18 protein-coding genes are annotated in these 24,788 nt (G+C 66.7%); 8 read left to right on the forward strand and 10 right to left on the reverse strand.

From position 1 onward, the window contains the following. The first annotated feature begins 397 nt into the window (after positions 1-397). Positions 398-1,516 carry a zinc-binding metallopeptidase family protein gene (locus ABIB42_RS22755; protein ID WP_005662966.1) on the forward strand — a complete coding sequence of 373 codons (1,119 nt, stop codon included), beginning with the start codon at positions 398-400 and terminating at the stop codon, positions 1,514-1,516. A gap of 78 nt (positions 1,517-1,594) precedes the next feature. Here the strand turns inward: ABIB42_RS22755 and ABIB42_RS22760 are convergent, their stop codons facing one another. Continuing rightward, positions 1,595-2,620 carry an alpha-E domain-containing protein gene (locus tag ABIB42_RS22760; protein WP_429249026.1) on the reverse strand — a complete coding sequence of 342 codons (1,026 nt, stop codon included), beginning with the start codon at positions 2,618-2,620 and terminating at the stop codon, positions 1,595-1,597. A 1-nt stretch (position 2,621) separates the two neighbouring features. Next, entirely contained in the window at positions 2,622-4,034 is a 1,413-nt protein-coding gene (locus tag ABIB42_RS22765) for a circularly permuted type 2 ATP-grasp protein (protein WP_005662969.1), read from the reverse strand. 163 nt (positions 4,035-4,197) lie between these two features. Between ABIB42_RS22765 and ABIB42_RS22770 the strand changes: the two genes are divergently transcribed. Genes ABIB42_RS22770 through ABIB42_RS22780 form a run of 3 tightly spaced genes read left to right on the forward strand, consistent with a single transcriptional unit; the run spans position 4,198 to position 11,013 of the window. Beyond that, complete coding sequence (locus tag ABIB42_RS22770; RefSeq protein ID WP_005662971.1) at positions 4,198-7,497, forward strand: DUF2126 domain-containing protein; 3,300 nt, start codon at positions 4,198-4,200, stop codon at positions 7,495-7,497. A gap of 37 nt (positions 7,498-7,534) precedes the next feature. Further along, the gene (locus ABIB42_RS22775) at positions 7,535-10,075 is read left to right on the forward strand and encodes a circularly permuted type 2 ATP-grasp protein (protein ID WP_005662972.1); all 2,541 of its coding nucleotides are present in this window, start codon (positions 7,535-7,537) and stop codon (positions 10,073-10,075) included. Next, on the forward strand, positions 10,072-11,013 hold the full coding sequence (locus ABIB42_RS22780) for a transglutaminase family protein (protein WP_005662974.1): 942 nt from the start codon (positions 10,072-10,074) through the stop codon (positions 11,011-11,013). Before ABIB42_RS22775 ends, ABIB42_RS22780 begins: the two co-directional genes overlap by 4 nt. On the opposite strand, the gene ABIB42_RS22785 is transcribed toward ABIB42_RS22780, so the two are convergent. Next, positions 11,014-11,670, reverse strand: coding sequence for a hypothetical protein (locus ABIB42_RS22785; protein WP_040775381.1), 657 nt, complete (start codon positions 11,668-11,670; stop codon positions 11,014-11,016). 177 nt (positions 11,671-11,847) lie between these two features. Here ABIB42_RS22785 and ABIB42_RS22790 point away from each other — a divergent pair, with 177 nt between their 5' ends. From ABIB42_RS22790 to ABIB42_RS22805, 4 genes are all read left to right on the forward strand, one after another. Continuing rightward, entirely contained in the window at positions 11,848-12,480 is a 633-nt protein-coding gene (locus ABIB42_RS22790) for a cohesin domain-containing protein (RefSeq protein ID WP_005662976.1), read from the forward strand. Between the two features lie 33 nt (positions 12,481-12,513). After that, positions 12,514-12,765, forward strand: a complete 252-nt coding sequence (locus ABIB42_RS22795) for a hypothetical protein (RefSeq protein WP_157225401.1) — start codon at positions 12,514-12,516, stop codon at positions 12,763-12,765. 19 nt (positions 12,766-12,784) lie between these two features. Continuing rightward, positions 12,785-15,226 carry a hypothetical protein gene (locus ABIB42_RS22800; protein ID WP_429249027.1) on the forward strand — a complete coding sequence of 814 codons (2,442 nt, stop codon included), beginning with the start codon at positions 12,785-12,787 and terminating at the stop codon, positions 15,224-15,226. A gap of 196 nt (positions 15,227-15,422) precedes the next feature. After that, positions 15,423-16,163, forward strand: a complete 741-nt coding sequence (locus ABIB42_RS22805; RefSeq protein WP_005662980.1) for an HAD family hydrolase — start codon at positions 15,423-15,425, stop codon at positions 16,161-16,163. Here ABIB42_RS22805 and ABIB42_RS22810 read toward each other — a convergent pair. From ABIB42_RS22810 to ABIB42_RS22840, 7 genes are all read right to left on the reverse strand, one after another. Then, positions 16,112-16,579, reverse strand: coding sequence for a hypothetical protein (locus ABIB42_RS22810; RefSeq protein WP_005662981.1), 468 nt, complete (start codon positions 16,577-16,579; stop codon positions 16,112-16,114). The two genes, ABIB42_RS22805 and ABIB42_RS22810, sit on opposite strands and share 52 nt — an antisense overlap. Next, positions 16,572-17,753, reverse strand: coding sequence for an MGDG synthase family glycosyltransferase (locus ABIB42_RS22815; RefSeq protein ID WP_429249028.1), 1,182 nt, complete (start codon positions 17,751-17,753; stop codon positions 16,572-16,574). Before ABIB42_RS22815 ends, ABIB42_RS22810 begins: the two co-directional genes overlap by 8 nt. 78 nt (positions 17,754-17,831) lie before the next feature. Continuing rightward, positions 17,832-19,004, reverse strand: a complete 1,173-nt coding sequence (locus ABIB42_RS22820; protein WP_005662984.1) for a glycosyltransferase family 4 protein — start codon at positions 19,002-19,004, stop codon at positions 17,832-17,834. Then, positions 19,004-20,215: a TIGR04063 family PEP-CTERM/XrtA system glycosyltransferase gene (locus tag ABIB42_RS22825; protein WP_071360550.1), complete on the reverse strand. Its 1,212-nt coding sequence runs from the start codon at positions 20,213-20,215 to the stop codon at positions 19,004-19,006. Before ABIB42_RS22825 ends, ABIB42_RS22820 begins: the two co-directional genes overlap by 1 nt. Positions 20,216-20,236: 21 nt before the next feature. Further along, positions 20,237-21,517 (reverse strand): UDP-N-acetyl-D-mannosamine dehydrogenase, encoded by a 1,281-nt coding sequence (wecC, locus tag ABIB42_RS22830; protein ID WP_005662988.1) that lies wholly within the window; start codon positions 21,515-21,517, stop codon positions 20,237-20,239. Next, positions 21,501-22,637 carry a non-hydrolyzing UDP-N-acetylglucosamine 2-epimerase gene (gene wecB, locus ABIB42_RS22835; protein ID WP_177185498.1) on the reverse strand — a complete coding sequence of 379 codons (1,137 nt, stop codon included), beginning with the start codon at positions 22,635-22,637 and terminating at the stop codon, positions 21,501-21,503. The genes wecC and wecB overlap by 17 nt, the downstream gene beginning before the upstream one ends. 315 nt (positions 22,638-22,952) lie before the next feature. Then, a complete protein-coding gene (locus ABIB42_RS22840) occupies positions 22,953-24,779 on the reverse strand; it encodes a glycoside hydrolase family 15 protein (protein WP_429249029.1) in 1,827 nt (608 codons plus the stop codon). Positions 24,780-24,788: the final 9 nt, after the last annotated feature.

The following is a 24,788-nucleotide window of genomic DNA, read 5'->3' on the forward strand; positions in this document are numbered from 1 at the left end:
TTTTGGGCTTCTTGGTGGTCATCACTTCGGTCATGGAACAGTCCTTTCGGGATTATTTCATGACCCCGTTCCACACAGAAATTCTGACAGGCTCCATAGCTTGTGCGCTTGGTCCCGATTCAGTGGGACCACGTAAAGCATCCTGGTGGCGTAAGCAGGACTGCCCTTAACCCGCCGGCCCGTCGTCGTCGCGCCCAACGTCGGGATCGATTCCGCCTCTTATACCCTCGCCCGCATCACCCGCACTGCCGCCTCTATTCCCGGCACCTCCACGTTTGTCCTTCCTTTGTCCCCCACCACCTCATGCGGCGTTGTCTGACACGTGCCTGCCTAGATCGGTTTTGCTGTTAGATTATTAATACCGAATACCGACCGTTAGCCCACTCTTCTTTCTGCCATGAAAACCTTTCACTGCGACAAGTGCTCACAACAGATATTTTTTGAAAATACCCTCTGCTTCAACTGCGACAGCACGCTCGGCTACCAGCCGGCCACGCGCAGCGTCAACAGCTTCGAGCAGACCGAGGACGGCCTGTGGCGCAGCCTGAACCGCACCGACGCGGGCAAGGTCTACAAGCAATGCAGCAATTATGTCCAGCACAATGTCTGCAACTGGATGCTGCCCGCGGATGACCCGCACGATTTGTGCGCCTCCTGCCAGCTGACCGTGGTCATCCCGGCCCTGACGTCCGACAAGAACCACATCCTGTGGGCGCGTCTCGAAGCGGCCAAGCGCCGCCTGCTGTTTTCGCTGGCGACGCTCAACCTCACCCCGGCATCGAAGGAAGCCGAGCCGGAAACCGGCCTTGCATTCCAGTTCCTGGAAGACGGCGTGACCGACCAGTGCGTGATGACCGGCCATGCCAACGGCGTGATCACCCTGAACATTGCCGAAGCCGATCCGGCCGAGCGCGAACGCACGCGCGAGCAGATGCACGAGCGCTATCGCACGCTGCTGGGCCATTTCCGTCACGAAAGCGGCCATTACTATTTCGACCGCCTGGTGGCCGACAGCCCATGGATCGACGAGTACCGCGCCCTGTTCGGCGATGAGCGCCAGGATTATGGCGAAAGCCTGAAGCGCCACTACGAGAACGGGCCGCCGGAAGACTGGGCGGAGCGTTTCGTGAGCAGCTACGCCAGCTCGCATCCGTGGGAAGACTGGGCCGAGACCTGGGCCCACTACCTCCACATGATCGATACGCTGGAGACGGCGCACTCCTGCGGCCTGCAGCTCAAGCCGCGCAAGGCCGACGAGCCTGCGCTCGACGGCATCACCCTGCCGACCAGGACCGACGCGTTCGACGATACCCTGAGCGACTGGTTCGCGCTGACTTACGTGCTCAACAGCCTGAATCGCAGCATCGGGATGCCGGACTCCTATCCGTTCACGCTCAGCCCGCCGGTACTGGAAAAGCTGCACTTCGTGCACCGGGTCGTGCGCGCCCAGATCAAGCAGGCGACGGCGCCAGCCAGGCCGGCCGCGACGCCGGCGCCCGCCACGCCGGGCGCCTGAGCCGACGCACCGTCATGATGCCCGCGCCGCCGCCTTCCCCCGAAACGGTGCGGCGCGCGCCATGCCGGTGCGCCCGGCTTACGCGGTCTGGGTCTGGGTTTGCGTCATTCCGCCCAGGGTCTGCGTCTGCGACTGGGTTTGTCCTTCGTCCGGCGGGGCCGGCTCGATCGGGATCAGGAAGTCGCGGCTGATGCCGTTGCCCAGCGCGTCGACCGACGCCAGGAAGCGGGTCAGGAAGGCGTGCAGGCCTTCTTCGAGGATGGCGCTGATCGGGGACGATTGCAGCATGGCGTACAGCTCGACGGCCAGGCGTTCGGTATCGTGCGACTGCGCATTGCGCACATCCTTCAGGTTGGCCACCACCGCGGCCATGCACGCCGCCAGCGAGCGCGGCATTTTCTCTTGCAGTATCAATAGTTCGGCCACCCGTGTCGACGTGATGGCGTCGCGGTAGACCTTGCGGTAGGTCTCGAAGGCGGACACCGAGCGCAGCAGCGCCGCAAGCTGGTAGAACTCCGCCTGCGTCCCGGCCTGGACCGCATCATGCGCCCCGAACCTGAACTTGACGTCGAGGATGCGCGCCGTATTGTCGGCCCGTTCCAGGAAGGTGCCGAGGCGGATGAAGTTGAACGCCTCGTCCTGCAGCATGGTGCCCAGCGTGACGCCGCGCGACAGGTGCGAGCGGTACTTGACCCATTCCAGGAACTGGCCGGGATCGTGCTCGAAGGTGCGGTTCTTGAGATGCTTCTGCAGCATCAGCCAGGTCGTGTTCTCGGTTTCCCATACCTCGGTGGTCAGGGCGCCGCGCACGGCGCGCGCATTCTCGCGCGATGCGCGCAGGCAGCTGGTGATCGAGGACAGGTTGTCCGGATCGCGCACCATGAAGTCGATCACGTCCTTCTGCGTGAGCGCCGGGTATTTGGCCTCGAACTGCGATTCCAGCTCGGACACGCCCAGCATGCTGCGCCAGCCCTGCTGCTCGGCCTGCGCCGACTGCGGCATCAGCGAATACTGGACCCGGACATCGAGCATGCGGGCCGTGTTTTCGGCGCGCTCGGTGTAGCGGGCCATCCAGAACAAGTGGTCTGCGGTGCGGCTCAACATCTTAGTTCTCCAGTATCCAGGTATCCTTGGTGCCGCCGCCCTGCGACGAATTGACCACCAGCGAACCTTCCTGCAGCGCCACCCGGGTCAGGCCGCCCGGCACCATCGACACGGTCTTGCCCGACAGGACGAAGGGACGCAGGTCGATATGGCGCGGCGCGATGCCCGATTCGACATAGGTCGGGCAGGCCGACAAGGCCAGCGTGGGCTGGGCGATATAGCCGTCCGGGTTGGCGATCAAGCGCGCGCGGAAGGCCTCGATCTCGGCGTGGGTCGAGGCCGGGCCGACCAGCATGCCATAGCCGCCGGCGCCGTGCACTTCCTTCACCACCAGCTCGGGCAGCCGAGACAGGGTGTAGGCCAGGTCTTCCTTTTTCCGGCACTGGTAGGTCGGCACGTTGTTCAGGATCGGCTTTTCGCCCAGGTAGAATTCGATCATGTCCGGCACGTAGGGATAGATCGACTTGTCGTCGGCCACCCCGGTGCCGATGGCGTTGGCCAGGCCCACCCGCCCCGCGCGCACCGCGTCGAGCAGGCCCGGCACGCCCAGCGTGGACTCGGGGCGGAAGGCGCGTGGATCGAGGTAGTCGTCGTCGATGCGGCGATAGATGACGTCGACCTGCTTCGGCCCGCGCGTGGTGCGCATGTAGACGGTGTCGTCGCTGACATACAGGTCTTGCCCCTGCACCAGCGCCACGCCCATCTGCTGGGCCAGGAATGCGTGTTCGAAATAGGCCGAGTTGTGCATGCCCGGCGTGAGCACGACCACGGTCGGGTCAAGCGGTCCGTCCGGCGCCACGGTGCGCAGGTTGTCGAGCAGCAGGTCGGGATAGTGCTCGACCGGCGCCACGCGGTTGCTCGCGAACAGGGCGGGAAACAGCCGCATCATCATCTTGCGGTTTTCCAGCATGTAGGACACGCCGGAAGGCACCCGCAGATTGTCTTCCAGGACGTAGAACTCGCCCTCGCCCGCGCGCACGATGTCGACGCCGGCGATATGGGCATAGATGTTCGAAGGCACCTTGACGCCCTGCATCGCGGGCCGGTACTGCGCATTGTTCAGGATCTGTTCGGAAGGGATGACGCCCGCCTTCAGGATATCCTGGTCATGGTAGACATCGTGCAGGAAACGGTTCAGCGCGGTCACCCGCTGCACCAGGCCGGCCTGCAGCCGGGCCCATTCGGCGGCGTCGATCACGCGCGGAATGATGTCGAACGGGATCAAGCGCTCCTTGCCGGCGTTGTCGCCGTAGACGGCAAAGGTGATCCCCACCCGCTGGAAGGTCAGCTCGGCTTCGGCACGTTTTTGCGCGATCAGTTGCGGCGACTGCAAGGCAAGCCACCGCGCAAACGCGTCGTAGTGAGGCCTTGCAATTGCCGCAGAGGAATACATTTCATCGTAAAAGTTCGGCATCGGATCCTCCAGTGGCATAGGTGCAATCAAGAAACGTGCCAGCTCGGCGACGCCGCACGAGAGAATTATATTGCGGGTATGAATCATGCTTGTGCACAGTTGAAACAGGTATATATCGATGTGCTGGTATCGTTCGTGACCACCCCTATAAAGGCACTCCCGCATGGCTATCCGTATCGCGCTGCACCACAAGACCAGTTACCGCTACGACCGGCAAGTCGCCCTCTCGCCGCATGAGGTGCGCCTGCGTCCGGCGCCGCATGCGCGCACGCCGATCCTGTCGTATTCGCTGTCGGTGCTGCCGCAGGAGCATTTCATCAACTGGCAGCAAGACCCCTACGGGAATTACATCGGCCGTTTCGTGTTCCCGGAAAAAACGGATACGCTCGAGTTCACGGTCGACCTGGTCGCCGACATGACCGTCATCAATCCCTTCGATTTCTTCATCGAACAATATGCGGAGCATTTTCCCTTTGTCTATCCCGAGCAGTTGCAGGGGGAACTGAGCGCCTACGCGCAGCCCGAGCCGGCCGGCCCGCTGCTGCTGGCATGGGTAGAAGCGGCGCGGCGCGAGCTGCTGGCGCAGCCGATGAACACCACCGACTTCCTGGTGGCGATCAACCAGCGCCTGCAGCGCGACATCGCCTATCTGCTGCGCATGGAACCGGGCGTGCAGACGCCCGAAGACACGCTCGAGAAGCGTTCCGGCTCCTGCCGCGACAGTGGCTGGCTGCTGGTGCAGATCCTGCGCACGATGGGACTGGCGGCGCGTTTCGTTTCCGGCTACCTGATCCAGCTGCGCGCCGACCAGGAGGCGCTCGACGGTCCGAGCGGCGCGCTCGAAGACTTCACCGACCTGCACGCCTGGACCGAGGTGTACATCCCCGGCGCCGGCTGGATCGGGCTCGACCCGACCTCGGGCATGCTGGCCGGCGAAGGCCATATTCCGCTCGCCTGCACGGCGCTGCCCTCGTCGGCGGCGCCGGTGACGGGCTTCAGCGACAAGGCCGAGGTCACCTTCATCCACGAGATGACGATCACCCGCATCCATGAAGACCCGCGCGTGACCAAGCCGTATTCGGACGCCGACTGGGAGGCCATCGACCGCCTGGGCCGGCAGGTCGACGCCGACCTGCTGGCCCAGGACGTGCGCCTGACCCAGGGCGGCGAGCCCACCTTCGTCTCGATCGACGACATGGACGCGCCGGAGTGGAATACCCAGGCCCATGGCGAGCGCAAACGCGCGCTGGCCGGCACGCTGGCGCAGCGGCTCAAGAATCATTTCGCGCCCGGCGGCCTGCTGCACTACGGCCAGGGCAAATGGTATCCGGGCGAACCGCTGCCGCGCTGGGCGCTGAACATCTTCTGGCGCGTCGACGGCGAGCCGCTGTGGCGCGACCCCGGCCTGTTTTCTAGCGAACACGTCGACGACGGCTATGACGCCGGAGACGCCCGCCGCTTCGCCGCCGCGCTGGTCGATGCGCTCGGCCTGCCCGCCGGCAGCGCCATCCCCGCCTATGAGGACGTGCTGCTGCAGGCCCAACGCGAGCAGGCGCTGCCGCCCAACCTCGATCCCCTGCGGGCAGACCTGGACGCGCCGGAGGAACGGCGCCGGCTGGCGCGCCTGCTCGAACGCGGCCTGGGCCAGGTGGCCGGCTACGTGCTGCCGCTGCAGGCCGCCGACGGCGCCGGCTGGCGCACCTCGGCCTGGCCGCTGCGGCGCGAACACCTGTACCTGCTCGAGGGCGACTCGCCGATCGGCCTGCGCCTGCCGCTGGCCACGCTGCCATGGGTGCCGCCGCGCGAACGCGATCCCGGTTTCGAGGTCGACCCGTTTGCCCCGCGCAGCGCCCTGGTGGCCGCGCACCACGCCGCGCAGCCGGCGCCGGACCGCGCGGCCGTCCAGCCGGCCTCTCCCTTCGCGCCGGACGCGCGCGAGGTGATCCACACCGCGCTGTGCGTCGAAGTGCGCGCCGGACGCCTGTACGTCTTCATGCCGCCGCAGCAGCGCCTCGAGGATTACCTGGCGCTGGCCGGCGCGGTCGAGGCCACCGCCGCCAGGCTCGGGATGAAGCTGCGGATCGAAGGTTATGCGCCGCCGCGCGACCCGCGCATCAAGCTGCTCAGCGTCACGCCCGACCCGGGCGTCATCGAAGTCAATATCCATCCGGCCGCGTCGTGGAACGAGCTGGTACACAACGTGACGACCCTGTACCAGGAGGCGCGCCTCACCCGCCTGGGCACCGAGAAATTCATGCACGACGGCCGCCACACCGGCACCGGCGGCGGCAACCACGCCACCCTGGGCGGCGCCAGCGCCGAAGACAGCCCGATGCTGCGCCGTCCCGACCTGCTCAAGAGCCTGATCACCTACTGGCAGATCCACCCGGCGCTTTCTTACCTGTTCTCGGGCACCTTCATCGGACCGACCAGCCAGGCGCCGCGCGTGGACGAGGCGCGCGACGACAACCTGTATGAACTGGCGATCGCCTTCCAGCAGATGGACAAGGTGCTGCCGACCCTGCAGCCGGGCGACAAGCCGTGGATGGTCGACCGCCTGCTGCGCAACCTGCTGGTCGACCTGACCGGCAATACGCACCGCGCCGAATTTTCGATCGACAAGCTGTATTCGCCGGACGGCCCCACCGGCCGCCTCGGCCTGGTGGAGTTCCGCGCCTTCGAGATGCCGCCGCACGAGCGTATGAGCCTGCTGCAAATGCTGTTGCTGCGGGCCCTGGTCGCGCGCTTCTGGCGCGAGCCGTGCCAGGCCCGGCTGGTGCACTGGGGCACCGCCCTGCACGACCGCTGGATGCTGCCGCATTTCGTCGCCCAGGACATCCGCGACGTCGCGCGCGACCTGCGCGTGGCCGGCTATGCCTTCGAGGACCACTGGTTCGAGCCGTTCATCGAATTTCGCTTCCCGCGCTTCGGCACCGTCGTCTACGAGGGCGTCGAGATGGAGCTGCGCCAGGCGATCGAGCCGTGGAACGTGCTGGGCGAGGAAGTCGCGGCCGGCGGCACCGCGCGCTACGTCGACTCGTCGGTCGAACGCATGCAGCTGCTGGTGCGCGGGCTGACCGACGGCCGCCACGTGGTGGCCTGCAATGGCCGCATGCTGCCGCTGCACCCGACCGGCGTGCCCGGCGAGTACGTGGCGGGCGTGCGCTTTCGGGCGTGGAGCCCGTGGTCGGCCCTGCATCCGAGCATCCGGGTGCAGGCGCCGCTGGTGTTCGACCTGGTCGACACCTGGAGCGGGCGCGCGATCGGCGGCTGCACCTACCACGTGGTGCATCCGGGCGGACGCAATGAAACGGGCGCGCCGGTCAATGCCAATGCCGCCGAGGCGCGCCGTTTCGCGCGCTTCTGGCCGCATGGCCATACCCCGGGTCCGATGACGGTGCGCAAGGAGCCGCTCAATCCTAGTTTCCCTACGACACTAGATTTACGCTGGCAGGCAAGCTAACCTATCGCTTTTGTACCACCCGTAATCAGCAGCTTCGATGCCGAATCAACTACTTGCCCACTATCTGGCCGCGCCGGACAGTTTCGACGAAATGCTCGACGCGGCCAAGGCGCCGCGCGCGCATTGGCGTGCGCTGCTGGACAACCTGGCGCACGAGGCGCCCACCATGATGCGCCAGCGCCAGGAGATGGTGCAGCGCCAGGTGCGCGAAAACGGGGTGAGCTACAACGTGCCCGCCGACGCCCACGGCCGGCAACGGCAGTGGGACCTGAACGTGCTGCCGCTGATCCTGCCGCACGAGGAATGGAGCGGCATCGAGGCCGCCGTGATCCAGCGCGCCACCCTGCTCAACAAGATCCTGGTCGACGTCTACGGCAAGGAGGAGATGCTGAGCGAAGGCTTGCTGCCGCCGGCGCTGATCCACGGCCACGCCGGCTTCCTGCGCCCCTGCCACGGGATGCGCCATCACGACGACGTCGCCCTGCACTTCTACGCGGTCGACCTGGCGCGCGCCCCGGACGGCCGCTGGTGGGTGATGGCCGACCGTACCCAGGCGCCCTTCGGCGCCGGCTATGCGCTGGAAAACCGCGCCATCATCGCTCCCACCTTCCCCGACCTGCTGCGCGAGCTCAAAGTGCAGCCCCTGAACCGGTTCTTCCGCACCATGCACGAAAGCCTGGCGCACTGGGGCCGCCGGTGCGCGGCCGGCGGCGACGCGCCGGCGCCGCTGCGCGAGGGCGAAGCGCCGCTGATCGTGCTGCTCACGCCCGGCCCGCTCACCGCCACCTACTACGAGCAGGCCTACCTGGCGCGCCATCTCGGCCTGCCGCTGGTCGAAGGCGGCGACCTGACGGTGCGCGACGGCGTGGTGTACCTGAAAACCCTGGCCGGCCTGCACCGGGTGCACGTGATCATGCGCCGGGTCGACGACGAATCGTGCGATCCGCTCGAACTGCAAAGCTCGTTGCTGGGCGTGGCCGGCCTGACCCAGGCCGCCATGCGCGGCAACGTGCTGGTCGCCAACAGCCTCGGCTCGAGCCTGCTCGAATCGGGCGCGCTGCTCGGCTTCCTGCCGGCGCTGTCGAAGCGCCTGCTGGGCGAGCCCCTCAAGATGCCATCGGTGGCCACCTGGTGGTGCGGCGAAGAAGCGGCGCTGGAAACCGTGGTCGCCAGGCTCGACCGGTTGGTGATCAAGCCCGGTTTTTCGCAGTTGCCGCAGGCGGCCGTGTTCGGCCAGGACCTGGACGGCGCCGCGCGCGCGGCCTTCATCGCCCGCCTGCGCGCCAATCCCAATAATTACATTGCCCAGGAACTGGTGCGGCTGTCGCAGGCGCCGGTGTGGAAGGACGGCGCCGCGCCCGGCCTGCAGGCGCGCGCCATCGGGCTGCGGGTATTCGCCTGCGCCACGCCGAATGGCTATGTGGTGATGCCGGGCGGGCTGACCCGGGTGGCCACCGGGCCCGATGCGCGCGTGCTGACGATGCAGATGGGCGGCGCCAGCAAGGACACCTGGGTCCAGGCGCGCGCCAGGGCCGAAGTGCACCGCCTGCAGCAGCGCAGCATCTCGGGCCGCGACCTGGTGCGCGAAGACACCAACCTGCCGAGCCGCGTGGCGGAAAACCTGCTGTGGTTCGGACGCCATGCGGAACGCACCGACAATATCTGCCGCCTGCTGCGGGTCGCGCTCGATTTCCTGTTCAACGTCCGTTTCGACCAGCGCGGCGCGGAATGGCCGACCGTCGAGGCGCTGTGCATCTGGTTCGGCCTGCTCGACGAAGGGAAGAAGCCGGCCACGCCAGACGCGAGCCAAAGCGGCCCCATCTTTACTGATGCCGAGATCGAGTCGGCCCTCCTGACGGCGGTCGTCTCGCCCGCGGTCCCTGGCCTGGCACGGCAGCAGCAGCAGTTGCACCGGCTTGCCGGGCAGCTGCACGAACGCTTCTCGGTCGACAACTGGCGTGCACTGAACCGGATGGTGCAGCCCGCCGCCGCCGCCGGCGAGCGGCCATCGCAGTCGGGGGTCATGACGATCCTCGACGATGCCGCCGCCGCGCTGATGACGCTGGCCGGCTTCGCCCTCGATGGCATGACGCGCGATCTTGGCTGGCGTTTCATGTCGATCGGACGCCGCCTGGAGCGACTGCAATTCCAGAGCGTGGTGCTGCAGCGCGCGCTTGCCATGAACGGGAGCGGCAACCTCGAATGGCTACTGGAGCTATCCGACAGCATCATCACTTACCGGGCCCGCTACCGGGCCCAGCCCGAATGGCTGCCGGTGCTCGACCTGCTGCTGCTCGACGAGACCAATCCGCGCTCGATCGTCTTCCAGCTCAACGGTATCCTGAGCACGCTGGGCAAGATCGAACAAACCCAGGGTCCCTGCGGCACGCATATGCTGACGCCCTTGAAAAAGGAATTGCTTGCGCTCGATCCGGACACTGACCTGAAGCACGGCAACCCCTTGCTCGGCGGCCTGCTGGACCGGATCGGGCGCACCAGCGCGGCCCTGTCCGAGCAGATCAGCGTGCAATTTTTCAGCTATACCGACAATGGCCGCCAAAGGAACCGCAGCTCATGATCGCACAGCTCATGGATAATTCACCGGCGAGCGCCGGCGCCTGCGCGCGCTATCGCGTGGTGCATGAAACGCGCTACACCTACAGCAGCCCGGTCACCCTGTCGCAGCAATACCTGCACCTGACACCGCGCTCCTTCCCCTGCCAGCAGACCGAGTCGCACCTGATCTGGCTCGATCCGGTCGTCAACGACGGCAAGGACGGCGTCGACTACTTCGGCAACCTGACCCGCCACGTGACGCTGACCGTACCGCATGACAGCCTGCTGGTGCACGCCGAATCGACGGTCTCGCTGCGCGCGCGCTACACCCTGGCGCAGATCGCCGGGACGCTGCCGTGGGAATGCGTGCGCGACATGATGGGCAAGGAAAAAAGCCCCGCCACCCTGGAAGCCTGCCGCTACCTGTATGCCTCGCCGCATGTCGCCAGCTTCCCCGAGCTCGAAGCCTATGCCCGCGCCAGCTACACCCCGGGCCGGCCGCAGCTCGATGCCGCGCTCGACCTGACGTACCGGATCTTCGACGACTTCGAATTCGATGCCAAGGCGACCGACATCTCGACCCCGCTCGATCAGGTGCTGCGCGGCCGGCGCGGCGTGTGCCAGGACTTCGCCCAGCTGATGATCGGCTGCCTGCGCAGCATCGGCCTGCCGGCGCGCTATGTGAGCGGCTACATCCTGACCCACCCGCCGGCGGGCAAGCCGCGCCTGGTCGGCGCCGACGCCTCGCACGCCTGGGTGTCGGTGTTCTGCCCGGCGCTGGGCTGGGTCGATTTCGATCCGACCAACCGCTGCCTGGTGCAGCATGAACACATCACGCTGGGCTGGGGACGCGACTTCAGCGACGTGACCCCGCTGCGCGGCATCGTGCTCGGGGGCGGCAAGCAGGAGCTCGACGTCCAGGTGACGGTGACGCCCCTGCCCCTGCTCGACGAGGCCTGACTAGACGCCGTCCTTGTGCCCAAGCCCGGCGGGGATGGGCATGCCCGCGCCGCCGCCGTCCATGCCGCCGCCGCCGCCGCGGTTTCCACCGCCGCCGGCCTCGCCTTTCGCACGACCGCCGCCACCCTGCGTGCGCGTCGGCCCCTGCAGCGGAATCATGACCTCGTCCGGCATCGGATCGAGATCGAGCGCGGCGCGAATGAAGGTGCGCAGGCTGACGACCAGCTCCGCCGTGTGGATCGGCCGCCCCGCCGCCAGGTCGGCCGCCGCCTGCGCCGCCAGCCGGCAATGCTCTTCGGTGCCGAGCAGCAGGATGTCGGCCAGCGCGGCTTCGACGGCGTCGCGGATGCGGCGCGAGCGGTCCGAGCTGGCCATTCCCTCATTCGATCCCTCCTCGCCCGACTGGGCCCGCTCGCGCACATCGCGCAAATGCGTGGGATCGACCGTCAGTTGCCCGGTGAACGAGCCGCCCAGGGTGCGGTAGGCGGCGATCAGGGTTTTCAGGCGCTCGTTGATCTGGCGGTTCATGCGCTCGCGGCGCTGCTGGATGGTCTGCATCATGAGGATGCGGATGCCCACGCCCAGCAAGGTAAAGACGGCAAGCCCGATGATCGTCGTCATCGCGCCTTGCCATGAACTGAAATCCATATAGCGCATGCTGGTCATTGTGGCGTTGTCGATGGCTGTCAGTTTAGCTGCCGGAAAGATGCCGGCGCGCCACGCTCGCGCCATGGACGAATCGCCAACTTCTTGCGCTAACAAAAAGACAAGGTCTCATGCATCCGGGATGATGGATCCAGCCTGCTTCTCTCATCTCAACAAGGACATTCGACCATGGCTTCGGTACTCCCAAGAATCATGCGCACGACCGCAGCACTGCTGGTGTGCGCCGTCGCGCTTGCCGCCCCCGCCGGCGCCGCGGTCCTGACGACCTCGCTGTCGAGCGCCGCGGTCGCGGTGGGGCAGCAATTCTCCCTCGACGTCATGGTCGGCGACCTGGGGCCGGCCCAGGCCCTGGCCGCATTCGACCTCGACCTGGTATTCGATCCGGCGCTGGTTGCGCCGGTGAGTGCCGAGTTCGGCCACCACCTGGGCGAGGTCGATGCCGACCAGCTGACCCACGCACTCTTCGGCGCAGGCCGGGCGGACTTCGCGGCGGTATCGCTGCTGGATGACGCGGCCCTGATCGGCTTGCAGCCCGGGGTGTTCCCGCTTGCGCGACTGGTGTTTACGGCGCTCGCGCCTGGCGCCGTGTCGATCGACTTCGACCTGCTGACGGCGCCGGGCCTGCTGCTCAGCGACGGATTCGGCGAGGCCATCGCCGTCAGCGCCGTCCACGGCGCCGTCGTCGACATCGGCACGGCCAACTCTGTCCCGGAGCCGTCCACGCTGGCCTTGCTCATGCTGGGCGCCATCCTGGCCCCCGGCCGCCGTCCATCGAGCCGCGGCCGACGCGCCGCCCTGTGACGCGTGGCGCACCGGCTCGCCGCGGCCGCGCCCTTGCTGCTTCTGGTGGGCGTGCTGTACGCCCGCTGTTCCGGTAACGACAAGGCGCCCTTCGTGGTCATCGGGGTGCTGGCGCTGACTGCCGTCCTGGCCTTGGCGCTGCTGCTGCGCGCCCTCATGGAAGGAAGCCTGCACGCCTGGCGCAGCGCCGCGCTGGCGGCGCTGCCGCTGCTGTATGCGGCGGTCGCCATCGCGCTGGCGCGGCAGGGGTGGGTGGACCTGATGTCGTTTCTTGGTTTTCGATGAACCTCGCTCGGGAGATGGAATGCAATCTGCAAAACTGAAGCTGGCGGGCCTGGCGGTCCTGCTGGTCGGCATCGTCGCCATTCCGGCGGCGATCGCCTTCAAGCCGACCCAGGAGTTCGGCCATGTCGGCATCGTCAGGGACGCGCTGACCCGGATCAGCGTCCCGGCGCCCGGTGGCAACACCTACCGGTTTTCCGAACGCGCCATCCTGGAAGTACGCGACAGCACGGCCGGCGTCGACGAGATCGTCTCCTCGCGCGGCGAGCTGTCGGTGCCCACCGCCCACTGCGACGACGAACTGCTGCCGGAATGTTCGCAGCGCATCATCGCGATCAAGAATGCGACGATCGGCCTGCTCGCCGCGCCGGAGCCGGATGGCGAAGGCGCGCGCCGCCAGGTCGGCCGGGCGCTGCACACGCTGCAGGATTTTTTCTCGCATAGCAACTGGATCAATATTTCCGGCGGCCAGCCGGGCCTGGGCACCACGGTGATCCCACGCCTGGCCCCCAGCCAGGACACCTGCGAGCGCGGCCTGTCGTCGATCGGCTCCGGCACCCTGGCCGCCTTTGGCCTGAGTTTCCCGACGACCGGCTATTTCAATCCCTTCCTGGCGCCGCCCGAAGGCAAGTGCAACCATGGACTATTGCTCGACCCCGGCATCCACAAGGATGCGCCGGGCCGCGCCGGCCACGCGCCCGCGCGCGCCGCCGCGGTGGACGCGACCGAGAGCCTGATCCGCCAGATCCTTGCGGCGCCCGGCGTCGCGGGCAACGACAAGGCGATCCGCGCCTTCCTCGACGTGCGCGGCGCGGTCGGCTTCGTGGTCGACGATACCGGCAGCATGGGCGGCGTGATCGCCGGGGTCAAGTCGTCCATCGCCCGGATCGTCGAGACGGTGCGCACCAGCCCCAACCAGCCCGACCGCTACCTGCTGGTCAATTTCGGCGATCCCGAGGTCGGCGCCGCCTTCGTCACGGCCGACGCCGCGGCGCTGCTGGCGCGCGCCAATGCCCTGTCCGCCGCCGGCGGCGGCGACTGTCCGGAACTGTCCATGGCCGGCACGCTGCGCGCGGTCAACGCCGCGCCGAACGGCTCCCAGCTGTATGTCTTCACCGATGCCTCGGCCAAGGACGCCGCGCTGTCCGGCAACGTCGTCACCCAGGCCAACGCCAAGGACATCACCGTCACTTTCTTTACCTTCGGCTCGTGTTCGCCGATCGATCCGGCCTATTACACCATTGCGGCCGAGACCGGCGGCCAGTTGTACGCGCTGCAGCGCACGGCCGAAGAAACCGAGAAAGTCTTCGGCCTGGTGATGCCCTACGTTAGCGCCAGCCCAAAATCCCTGCTGGCCGCCAAGGGCATGGTCGGCGGTGCGCGCAACCTGCAGTTCCCGGTCGACCGCACGCTGCGCAGCCTTCAGGTATCGGTCGCGGTCGACGCCAGTGCGAGCGCGCGCCTGTTCGATCCGGCCGGCCGCGAGGTGGTCGGCGGCACGGCGGGCGTGACGATCACCACCCTGACGGGTGGCAAGCTGATCGCCCTGACGGCGCCCGCCGCCGGCAACTGGCGGCTGGCGCTGGCCGGCGTCGGCAACTACGACGTCTCGGTGTCGGGCGACAGCCCCCTGGAACTGAACCGGTTCGAGTTCGTCGAAACGCGCGGACGCGAAGGCCACGAAGGCCTGTACCCGATCAAGAGCCAGCCGCTCGCACGCGCCACCCAGCAGGCGCGCGCGACGGTGCTCGGCGCATTCAATACCGCGCAATTCGCGCTGGTGAACGAGGCCGGCGACACCATCGCCCAGCTGCCCGCCACGCGCCGCGCCGGAGAGACCATGCCCGACGAATTCCTGGCGGACTTCGTGCTGCCCACGCAGCCGTTCCGCGTCATGGTGAGCGGCCGCCTGGCCACGGGAGACGCGTTCCAGCGCATCCATCCGCCGATGTTCCTGGGCCGGACCGTCAAGGTCGAGACGCTGGGCGGCGGCTTCGGCGCCTTCAGCCCGGGACAAAGCTACGCGGTGCGCTTCCGCGTGACGAATCTGGGCGCCCAGGACACCTTCGCCGTGAACGCCACCGACGAACGCGGATTCGTCCAGGACTATCCCCGCAGCCTCGTGCTGGGACCGAACGGGTCCGCCTTCGTCGACGTGCGGATCGCCATCCCCGCCGCCACGCCGGTGGGCACGACCAATGCCGTCTCGCTGGCGGTCACGGGAGCGTCGTCGGCCAATGGCACGGTGTTCACGCAGGTCGTGCGCGCCGCGACACTGGCGGGCGATGTCGATGGCGACGGCGACGTCGACCGTGACGATGCCCAGCTGGTGTTCGTGGCGCGCAACCAGTCCGCTTCCGGCGACGCCGACCCGCGCGACATGGACCGCGACGGCCGCGTGACCGTGCTGGATGCACGCAAGGTCAGCCTGGCCTGCACCCGTCCATCGTGCGCACGGCAATAGCAACGCGCATGGCCGCGGCGATCAGCGCCGCGGCGCGCCGTTGAGCTGGCGCCCGTGCCTGTGTCCGGAAAACATCGGCCCGCCGTTTTCCCCCGGTTGTCACACGCCTGTCATGACGCAGGCGGATGATGGTCAACAGTGAGCTCCGGCACGTGTTCACGCCGGACCGGCCAACGCTACCGGATGCGAAGACATCATGTACAAAAGCGACAAGAAGCTCTTGATCCTCGATGCGGACGGCACCACCATCGATGCCTTCGCCGCCATCGAAGCGGCTTTCTCCCACCATGGGCTGGTGATCGGCGACGAAACCCGCTTCCAGAAGCGGCACAAGCTGCTCAAGTACATGGGCGGGCTGAAGGAATTCCCGTCGATCGTCCGCAAGAACCTGCGCAAGAACAGTCGCGCCCAGCTGATCGACACCCTCACCGGCATCTACCGGCAGGAAGCCCGGCTGTACGACGGCATCGCCGACCTGATCCGCGAACTGATCGCCGCGCCCGACATCACGGTCGGCATCGTCACGCGCAACGTCACGATCGAACCGCTGGAAACCCTGCGCCAGCTGTTCCTGCGCCACGACATCGACATCGCCGAACTCGACTTCCTGGTCCACATTCCCCTCAAGGACACCAAGACCGCCCAGTTCCGCGCCACGCGCGAACAGTTCGGCGTCAACCCGGCGCGCGCCTTCATCTGCGGCGACGAACACAAGGACTTCATGGCGGCGGTCAGCACCGGCATGCACCCGTTCATGGTCTCCTACGGCTTCGAATGCCACGACCGGCTGACGACCAGGTTCGAGATCCCGCATGAGCTGATCTCGCGCAGCTCGGCCGAGCTGTGCTGCCGGATCCGGCACGCGCTCGACCTGGGCGTGCTGGCTCAGGCGCCGTACCAGAACAGCAGCAGGCTGATGGCGCCGAATATCCAGTAGTCGACCGGCGCGCCGAACGCCCAGTGCTTATGCCAGGGCACGAGTTCCTGCTTGAAGCGGCGCCAGCCGAAGGCCGGGTTGATGACGAACCACAGGTAGTCTTCGACGATCCAGAACAGCATGATCGAGGCCGCGGCGCAGGCTTCCAGCTTCCATGACCACTGCCCCATGAAGAACAGCGGGAAGTGGAAGATCAGGCCGATGAAGGCGAACATCCACAGATGGTAGCCGGTCAGCGCGCGCCCGCCCATGAAGATGTCGAGCAGCGGATGCTGCTCGATACGCCAGGTCGGCAGGTTCGCCGCCCACCCGGCTTCGCCTTCGATTTCCACCTCCACCCGCGCGAACAGGTAGGCCGCCACCAGCACCGCACCCACCATCGATACGACCCTGCCGCCCTCCGACAATTCAAGCATAAGCCTCTTCACTCTTGCGTTCGCACTGCATCAACACGGTTTCCAGCACCTGCATCGCGGCGTGCGGCCGGCCCAGCGCCCGCGCGCGGGCCGCCATGGCCTGCAGCCGTTCGGGATGCGCCAGCAGGTGGCGCACCCGGTATTCGAGGGTGGCCAGGTCGGATGCCTTGAGCGCCGCCCCCTGCTCGAGCAGGTAGGTGGCGTTGTGTTCTTCCTGCCCCGGGATCGGCGCGTTCACGATCATCGGCAGTCCCATCGCCAGGCACTCGGCGCTGGTGGCGCCGCCCGGTTTCGTCACCACCAGGTCGGCGCAGGCCATCAGGCGCTCGACCCGGTCGGTGAAGCCTTGCGGCGCCAGCCGCCCCGGATAGCGCACCGCCAGCCGCTGCAGGGCCGCCAGCTCGGCCGCGTTCTTGCCGGCCAGGGCGATCAGCTGGAAGTCGCCGGGGATGGACAACAGTTTTTCCGCCACCCGGCTCAAGCCGCCCAGCCCGGCCCCGCCGCCCATCAGCAGCAAGGTCGTCAGCGCGGGATCGAGGCCGAGCTCACGGGCGCATTCTTCACGGTCATGCGCCTGGGAGAACGCCGGCATGGTCGGAATGCCGGCCACATGGACCGCATGCGCCGGGATGCCCTGCTCGCGCATCCGGAACGCCACCTCGTCGTTGGCGGCGAAATAGCCGGCGACGTGCGGGTGGATCCACATGCGGTGCAGGTCGAAGTCGGTCACCTGGACCCACACCGGGCAGGCCAGCTTGCCGGCCGCGATCTGCTGCGACAGGATCTCGGCCGGCTGAAAATGCGTGCAAACGATGGCGTCCGGCGCCAGCGCGGCGATTTCGGCGGCCAGCAGGCGGCAATCGCGCCGCTCGACCCAGCGCCGCAGGCGGTTGAACCAGCCGTCCGGATTGGCCTCGTCGGTCAGCCGGTACACGTGGCGCCACAGGCCGGGCGCGCGGCCGATCAGGAAAAGATAAAAGTCGGTGTAGACCTTGCGCAGGCGCGGCGCGGCGAAGGCCATCGCATCCAGGTGGATCACCTTGACGCAGGCATGGTCGGCGGCCGCGCGGGAACGGATCGCCTCGGCAACCCGGGTGTGGCCGGCGCCGGCGGGCACGCTGAGCAAGAGGATTTTTTTCCCAGCAATGCCTTGTTGAAAATCGCCCTGCCTCATGCACACGCCCCTCGGGTCACGGTATGCAGGCGAATGTAATCGCGAAATATGACCCGCCCATGACGGCGGGGTGCACCATTACGCCAGGGCCAGCGACTCGCCCTGCTTGAGGATGGAGCGGAACAAACGCAGCTGGCCGGCGGTGGTGTCGTCCCAGCTGAAGCGCTCCGCGTAGCGGCGCACGGCGGCGCGATCGGGGTAGTTGGCGCGCAGGCGGTTGACGGCTTCGGCCACGCCCTCGGAGGTACGCTCGTTCATCAACACGCCCGCTTCCGGCGCCGCCACGACTTCGGGCGTGCCATACACGCGGCTGGCCACGACAGGCGTGCCGCAAGCCATCGATTCGAGCAGCACATTGGCCCAGCCCTCGCGGCTGGACGACAGCACCATCGCGTCGGCCTTGCCGTACTGGACGCGCAGCTCCTGCTGCGAGACGGCGCCCAGGAAGGTGACGCGATCCTCGAGTTTCAGCTCGCGCACGAGATTCTCGAGGATGCCCCGGTTCGGGCCTTCGCCGGCGATCACCAGGCGCACGCCGGGCAACATGGGCAAGGCGCCGATGCTCAGTTCCTGGGCCTTGACCGGCACCAGGTGGCCCACGGTCACCAGGGTGAACGGTGTTTCTTCGCGCTGCTCGGGCGGGCGGAACAGCTCCAGGTCGACGCCGTTGCGCAGCGCGACCACGCGCGCGGGGTCGATGCCCAGGCCAATCACCTCGTCGCGCAGCGCATTGGCCACCGTGATGATGCCGTCGGCGCGGCTGGCGGCCCAGTGGATCATCCTGCGCGGCAGCGGAAATTTAGGGAACAGCGTGATGTCCGAACCGCGCGCCGTGATCACGAACGGCTTGTTGAAGTAGCGCGCCAGCATGGCCGCCGCCACGCCGTCCGGATAAAAATAATGGGCGTCGATCAGGTCGAAATCATAGCCCTCGTCGATCATGCGCGCGATCGTGCCCTTGGCCGACTGGAACAGCAGCGCCGGCGCCACGTTCATGCCGATCTTGGGCACCACCAGGTAGGGTGGATGCTCGACCTGGATGCCGTGACGCACTTCGCGGCGCGGCACCTTGGCCTGGCGCGCATACTGTCCGAACCTTGGGTTCTTCGACGGGAACCACGGCGCCGGCGCCACCACGCGCGCCTCGACCTGGCCGCTGGCGACCAGGTGGCGCAGCCGGGTTTCGACAAAAATGCCGTGGCCGGGCTTTTCGCTGTTCGGAAACAGCGTGCTGAACGTCAGGATCTTCATCAGGCCGCGGCTCCGGTCAGGCGGCCGTAGATGCTCTTGTAGCGGCCCACGCTGGCTTTCCAGTTGCGCTCGCTTTCAACGAACTCGCGGCCGGCCGCGCGCAGGGCGGGCCATTCGGCCTGGGCGTCGATCAGGCCGCCGACCTTGACGGCCAGCGCCTGCGGATCGTCGGCCTTGAACAGCACGCCGGTCTTGCCGTCGACGATCAGCTCCTGGTGGCCGCCCACGTCGGACGCCGCCAGCACCCGGCCCTGGGCCATCGCCTCGAGCGGCTTGAGCGGCGTGACCAGGTCGGTCAGGCGCATCGACAGGCGCGGGTAGACCAGCACGTCCAGCAAGTCGTAGTACATCTGCACCTGCTCGTGCGGCACGCGGCCCGTGAACACCACCTTGTCGACGATATTCAAATCCTTGGCCAGCTGGCGCAGGCGCGCGTCTTCGGGACCGCCGCCAACCAGCAGCACGCGCAGGTCGGGCCGCTCGGCGGTGAGCGCCGGCACCGCGCGCAGCAGGATGTCCAGGCCCTCGTAGGCATAGAAGGAGCCGATGAAGCCGATCAGGCGCGCGCCTTGCAGGCCGAGCTTGGTCTTGAGGTCCTGGTCGGCCACGCCGCCGACGGCGAACTTGTCGATGTCGACCGCATTCGGGATCACCGTGATCTTGTCGGCCGGGATGCCGCGCGCCACGATGTCGCGGCGCAGGCCTTCGCAGATGGTGGTGACGGCGTCGGCCTGCCTGAGCGCATGGGTTTCCAGCGCGCGCGTCAGGCGGTAGCGCAGGCCGCCCTCGGTCGAGGTGCCGTGGTCGACCGCGGCGTCTTCCCAGAAGGCGCGCACCTCGTACACCACGGGGATGCCGAATTTTTTACCGGCCTTGAGCGCCGCGATCGCATTGAGCGACGGCGAGTGGGCGTGCAGCACGTCCGGCTTGATCTGCGGGATGATCTCGGACAGGCGGCGCACCAGGCCGTCGATCACCTGCTTCTGGTTCAGCACCGGCAGCCTGGCCAGCGCGCCGGCGGCGCTTGGGGTGCGGTAGAAATGCAGGCCGTCCACCGTTTCCTCGCGCATGTCGCCCGAGTTCTGCTTGGAGCCCGTCACGTGGAAGGTCTCCCAGCCCAGCGCGCGCTGTTCGCGCAGGATCGATCGGGTGCGGAAGGTGTAGCCGCTGTGCAGCGGAATCGAATGATCCAGGACGTGGAGAACACGCATGACGGAATCCTTTTACGAGCGTTAGCGGCCGGTGGCGCTGAGGTAGCCGCAGGTGTCGATGATCACCTTGTCGGCGAACAGCGACTCCTTGAGCGCCAGGAACGGCTTGTGATTGACCAGCATGACGACGATCTGCGAACGCGCCAGCGCATCCTGCGGCGTGCGCAGCTCGCCCTTGTCGAGGCTGGCCGGCAGCGCCGAGATGTTCGGCTCGACCACGATCACGCGGCTGCTGTGCGTTTTCGCGATCTCGGCGGCGATGTCGAGCGCCGGGCTTTCGCGCAGGTCGTCGATGTCGGGCTTGAAGGCCAGGCCGAAGCAGGCGATGGTGACGTCGGATTCCTTGCGCTCCGGGTTCGCGGCCAGGTATTTCTCGACTTCTTCCCGCACCTTGTCCAGCACCCAGTGCGGCTTGTAGTCGTTGACTTCGCGCGCCGCCTTGATCAGCTTGGCCTGTTCCGGCGCGCTGTGCACGATGAACCACGGGTCGACCGCGATGCAGTGGCCGCCCACGCCCGGTCCCGGACGCAGCACGTTCACGCGCGGATGGCGGTTGGCCAGCGCGATCAGTTCCCACACGTCGATGCCGAGCTTGCCGCAGATGACGGACAGTTCGTTGGCGAAGGCGATGTTCACGTCGCGGAAGGAGTTCTCGGTGAGCTTGCACATCTCGGCCGTGCGCGAGTTGGTCTCGATGCACTCGCCCTGCACGAAGGTCTGGTACAGCGCGATGGCGCGCTCGGAGCAGGCCTTGGTGATGCCGCCGATGATGCGGTCGTTCGACACCAGCTCGTGGATCACCTTGCCCGGCAACACGCGCTCGGGGCAGTAGGCCAGGTTGATGTCGGCTTCGTCGTTCGGGCCCAGCGGAATCTTGAGGTCGGGGCGCTCTTCGGCCAGCCATTTGGCCAGGCTTTCGGTGGTGCCCACCGGCGAGGTCGATTCGAGGATGACCAGGTCGCCCTTCTTGAGCACCGGCGCGATCGAGCGCGCCGCCGCTTCGACGTAGCTGACGTCGGGTTCGTGGTTGCCGCGGAACGGCGTCGGCACGGCGATCAGGAAGGCGTCGGCCGGCTGCACGGTGGTGGACGCCTTCAAATAGCCCTGGTTGACGGCCGCGGCGACGATCATGTCCAGGTCGGGTTCGACGATGTGGGTCTGGCCGCTGTTGATGGTGTCGACCGCATCCTGGTTGATATCGACGCCGATGACGTTCTTCTTGCGGGACGCGAACATTGCAGCGGTTGGGAGACCGATGTAACCCAGACCGATCATCGAGATAGTATCAAAGGTGCTGCTCATGTTTTTCTCTTAAAAAGTTAAGGATGCGGGTCGCGGCGGTGCCGTCGCCGTAGGGATTGGTGGCCGAACTCATGCGCTCGTATTCGGCCGGGTCTTGCAGCAGCGTGCGGATGCCGCCGACGATGGAATCGATGCCGGTGCCGACCAGGCGCACGGTGCCGGCCGCCACGGCTTCGGGACGTTCGGTGGTGTCGCGCATCACCAGGACCGGCTTGCCGAGCGATGGCGCCTCTTCCTGGATGCCGCCGGAGTCGGTCAGCAGGATCGCCGCGCGGTTCATCAGGTAGACGAAAGGCAGGTAGCTCACCGGATCGATCAGGTGCACGTTCGGGTTGCCCTTCAGGATACGTTGCACCGGTTCCTGCACGTTGGGATTCAGGTGCACCGGATACAGCACCTCGACGTCCGGCATGCGGCTCACTTCATCCAGCGCGCGGCAGATGTTCTCGAAGCCGTCGCCGAAATTCTCGCGCCGGTGACCGGTCACCAGGATCAGCTTCTTCTTGCTGTCGAGGAAATCGAACTGCGCTTCCATCTCGCGCTTGAGCTGGGTGTCGGTTTCCAGGCGACGGACGACGTCCAGCAAGGCATCCACCACGGTATTGCCGGTGACGCAGATATTCGCGGCCGGCACGCCTTCATTGAGCAGATTCTGGCGCGCGTGCTCGGTCGGGGCGAAATGCAGGCTGGCGATCACGCCGGTCAGGCAGCGATTGACCTCCTCGGGCCAGGGCGAGTAGATGTTCCCGGTACGCAGGCCCGCTTCCACGTGGCCGACCGGTATCCGCTCGTAATACGCGGCGAGGCTGGTCGCAAAGGTCGTGGTAGTATCGCCGTGAACAAAAACGACATCCGGGCGCCACTCGCGCAACACGCCGCGCATGCCTGTCAGTACCTTCGAGGTGATATCGGAAAGGTCCTGGCCCGGGGTCATCAGGTTCAGATCGAAATCGGGGGTGAGCGAAAACAGGCTCAATACCTGGTCCAGCATTTGCCGGTGCTGGGCGGTCACGCAGACCTTGACGTCGACGTCGGGCGATTCGGACAGTACGCGCACCACGGAAGCCATTTTGATTGCTTCCGGTCGCGTCCCGAAAACGGTGAGAACTTTAATAGTCATCTGATTGATTGCTGTCGTGAGACGATCGGAGGCGGCAAACGCCCGTGCGCATACTGATAGGATGTCAACGGCGTTATGTTTCCTGATGGATAATTTTTTGACCAGGAAATTATACATCAAGCAATCTGATGCGAATTTCAATCGTGCGTTCCTATCGGAAAGCTTCATACCCCCTTTTCGCCCCACCGGATGCGGCCTCCAGGCGTAAAGACACCTGCGATACTAACGCATCCGTTGGAAATAAAATAATCAATTTTTGTGGTCAATAGCACAACGATACAGAAGCTGTGCCATTAACAACTTGACCACGCTGCGCTAGACGACGCTATTCCACGATTTCGACAAGCGCATCGCGCAGTTGATCAGACCAACCATCGAATACGTCTGCGGGAAGTTGCCCCACATTTCGCCGGTAACCGGATGGGTGTCTTCCGACAGCAGCCCCAGGTGGTTGCGCGCCGCCAGCATGGCCTCGAACACCTCGCGCGCTTCCTTCGTCCGCCCGATCCGTGCCAGCGCGTCGATGCGCCAGAAGGTGCAGATATTGAAGGCGGTCTCGGGCACGCCGAAATCGTCCGGCGCTTCGTAGCGGCGCATATAGGGGCCGTCGCACAGCGATTTCTCCAGCGCGTCGACGGTGGCGACGAAGCGCGGATCTTTGGGGTCGATGAAATTGATCTCGGCCATCAGGAGCACGCTGGCATCGAGGTCGCGTCCGCCCAGGCTCTCGGCGAAGGCCTGGCGCTCTTCGCTCCAGGCTTCTTCCAGCAGGCGGTTGCGGATCAGTTCGGCGCGCTCGGCCCAGAAGGCGGCGCGCTCCGGCAGCTCCAGCACGTCGGCGATCTTGGCCAGGCGGTCGCAGGCGGCCCAGTTCATCAGCACCGACGAGGTGTGCACGCGGGCGCGGGTGCGCAGCTCCCACATGCCGGCGTCGGGCTCGGCCCACACGCGGAAGGCTTGCTCGCCCACCGCCTCCAGCAGGCGGAATTCGGCATGGCCGGCGCGGCGGAACAGGCGATGGTCGAAGAAGGCCTGGGCCGCGCCGAGCACGATATTGCCGTACACATCGTGCTGGAAGTGCTCCTGCGCCTGGTTGCCGATGCGCACCGGACGGTGGTTGCGGTAGCCCGGCAGGTGCTCGACGATCGATTCGGGCAACTGCTCCTCGAGGCCGATGCCGTACAGCGGCTGGATGTGGCCGCCCTTCGCGCGCGCCACTACATTGCTCAGCCAGCGCAGGTAGTCTTCCATGGTCCCGACCTCGGACAGGCTGTTCAGGGCCCGGATCACGAAGAAGGCGTCGCGCAGCCAGCAGAAGCGGTAGTCCCAGTTGCGCTCGCTGCCCGGCGCTTCCGGGACGCTGGTGGTCATGGCGGCGATGATGGCGCCGGTGTCCTCGAACAGCGACAGCTTGAGCGTGATCGCGGCCCGGATCACGACGTCCTGCCATTCGAGCGGCAAGGCCAGGCGCCGCGTCCAGGTGCGCCAGTAGCCGATCGTCTCCTTCTCGAAGCGGTGGGCGGTGTCGTCGATGCCGTCGGCCAGGGTCTCGTCCGGCCCCAGCATGAAATTCACCGGCCGGTCGAGCAGGAAGAACGATTCGGCCAGCACATAGCTGAGCGAAGTGTCGGTATTCAGGCGCAGCGTCTGGTCCGGCCCGATGTAGCGGATATGGTGGCTGCCCTGGGTGATCTCGGGCTGCCTGGCGCCGTACTCGAACCGCGGCCGCAGCTTGACGCGCACGCGCACGCCGGCGCCGAGCGGCCTGACGCGGCGCACCAGCATCAGCGGACGGAACATGCGGTCGCGGCTCAGGAAGCGCGGCGCGAAATCCGTGATCTCGATGCCGTTGCCGGCGCCGTCATACAGGCAGGTGCGCAGCACCGCCGTGTTCGGTTCATAGTGCTGCTCGCTGCGTACGACGTCCTCGAGCTCGATGCTCCACAGGCTGCCGTTCTCGCTCGGGTCGAGCAAGGCGTTGAATACCGGATCGCCGTCGAAGCGCGGCAGGCAGGACCACACCACCCGGCCCATGCGGTCGATCATGGCGCTGAAGGCGCAATTGCCGACCACGCCGCAATCGAGGGAGCCTGGCGCGTCGTTCACCGCGGTCGAGGTGCACTGCTGGGTAACATCGTTCATGCTGGATCC

Source organism: Massilia sp. UYP32, from assembly GCF_050434365.1.
GTDB classification, from domain to species: Bacteria; Pseudomonadota; Gammaproteobacteria; order Burkholderiales; family Burkholderiaceae_D; genus Telluria; species Telluria timonae.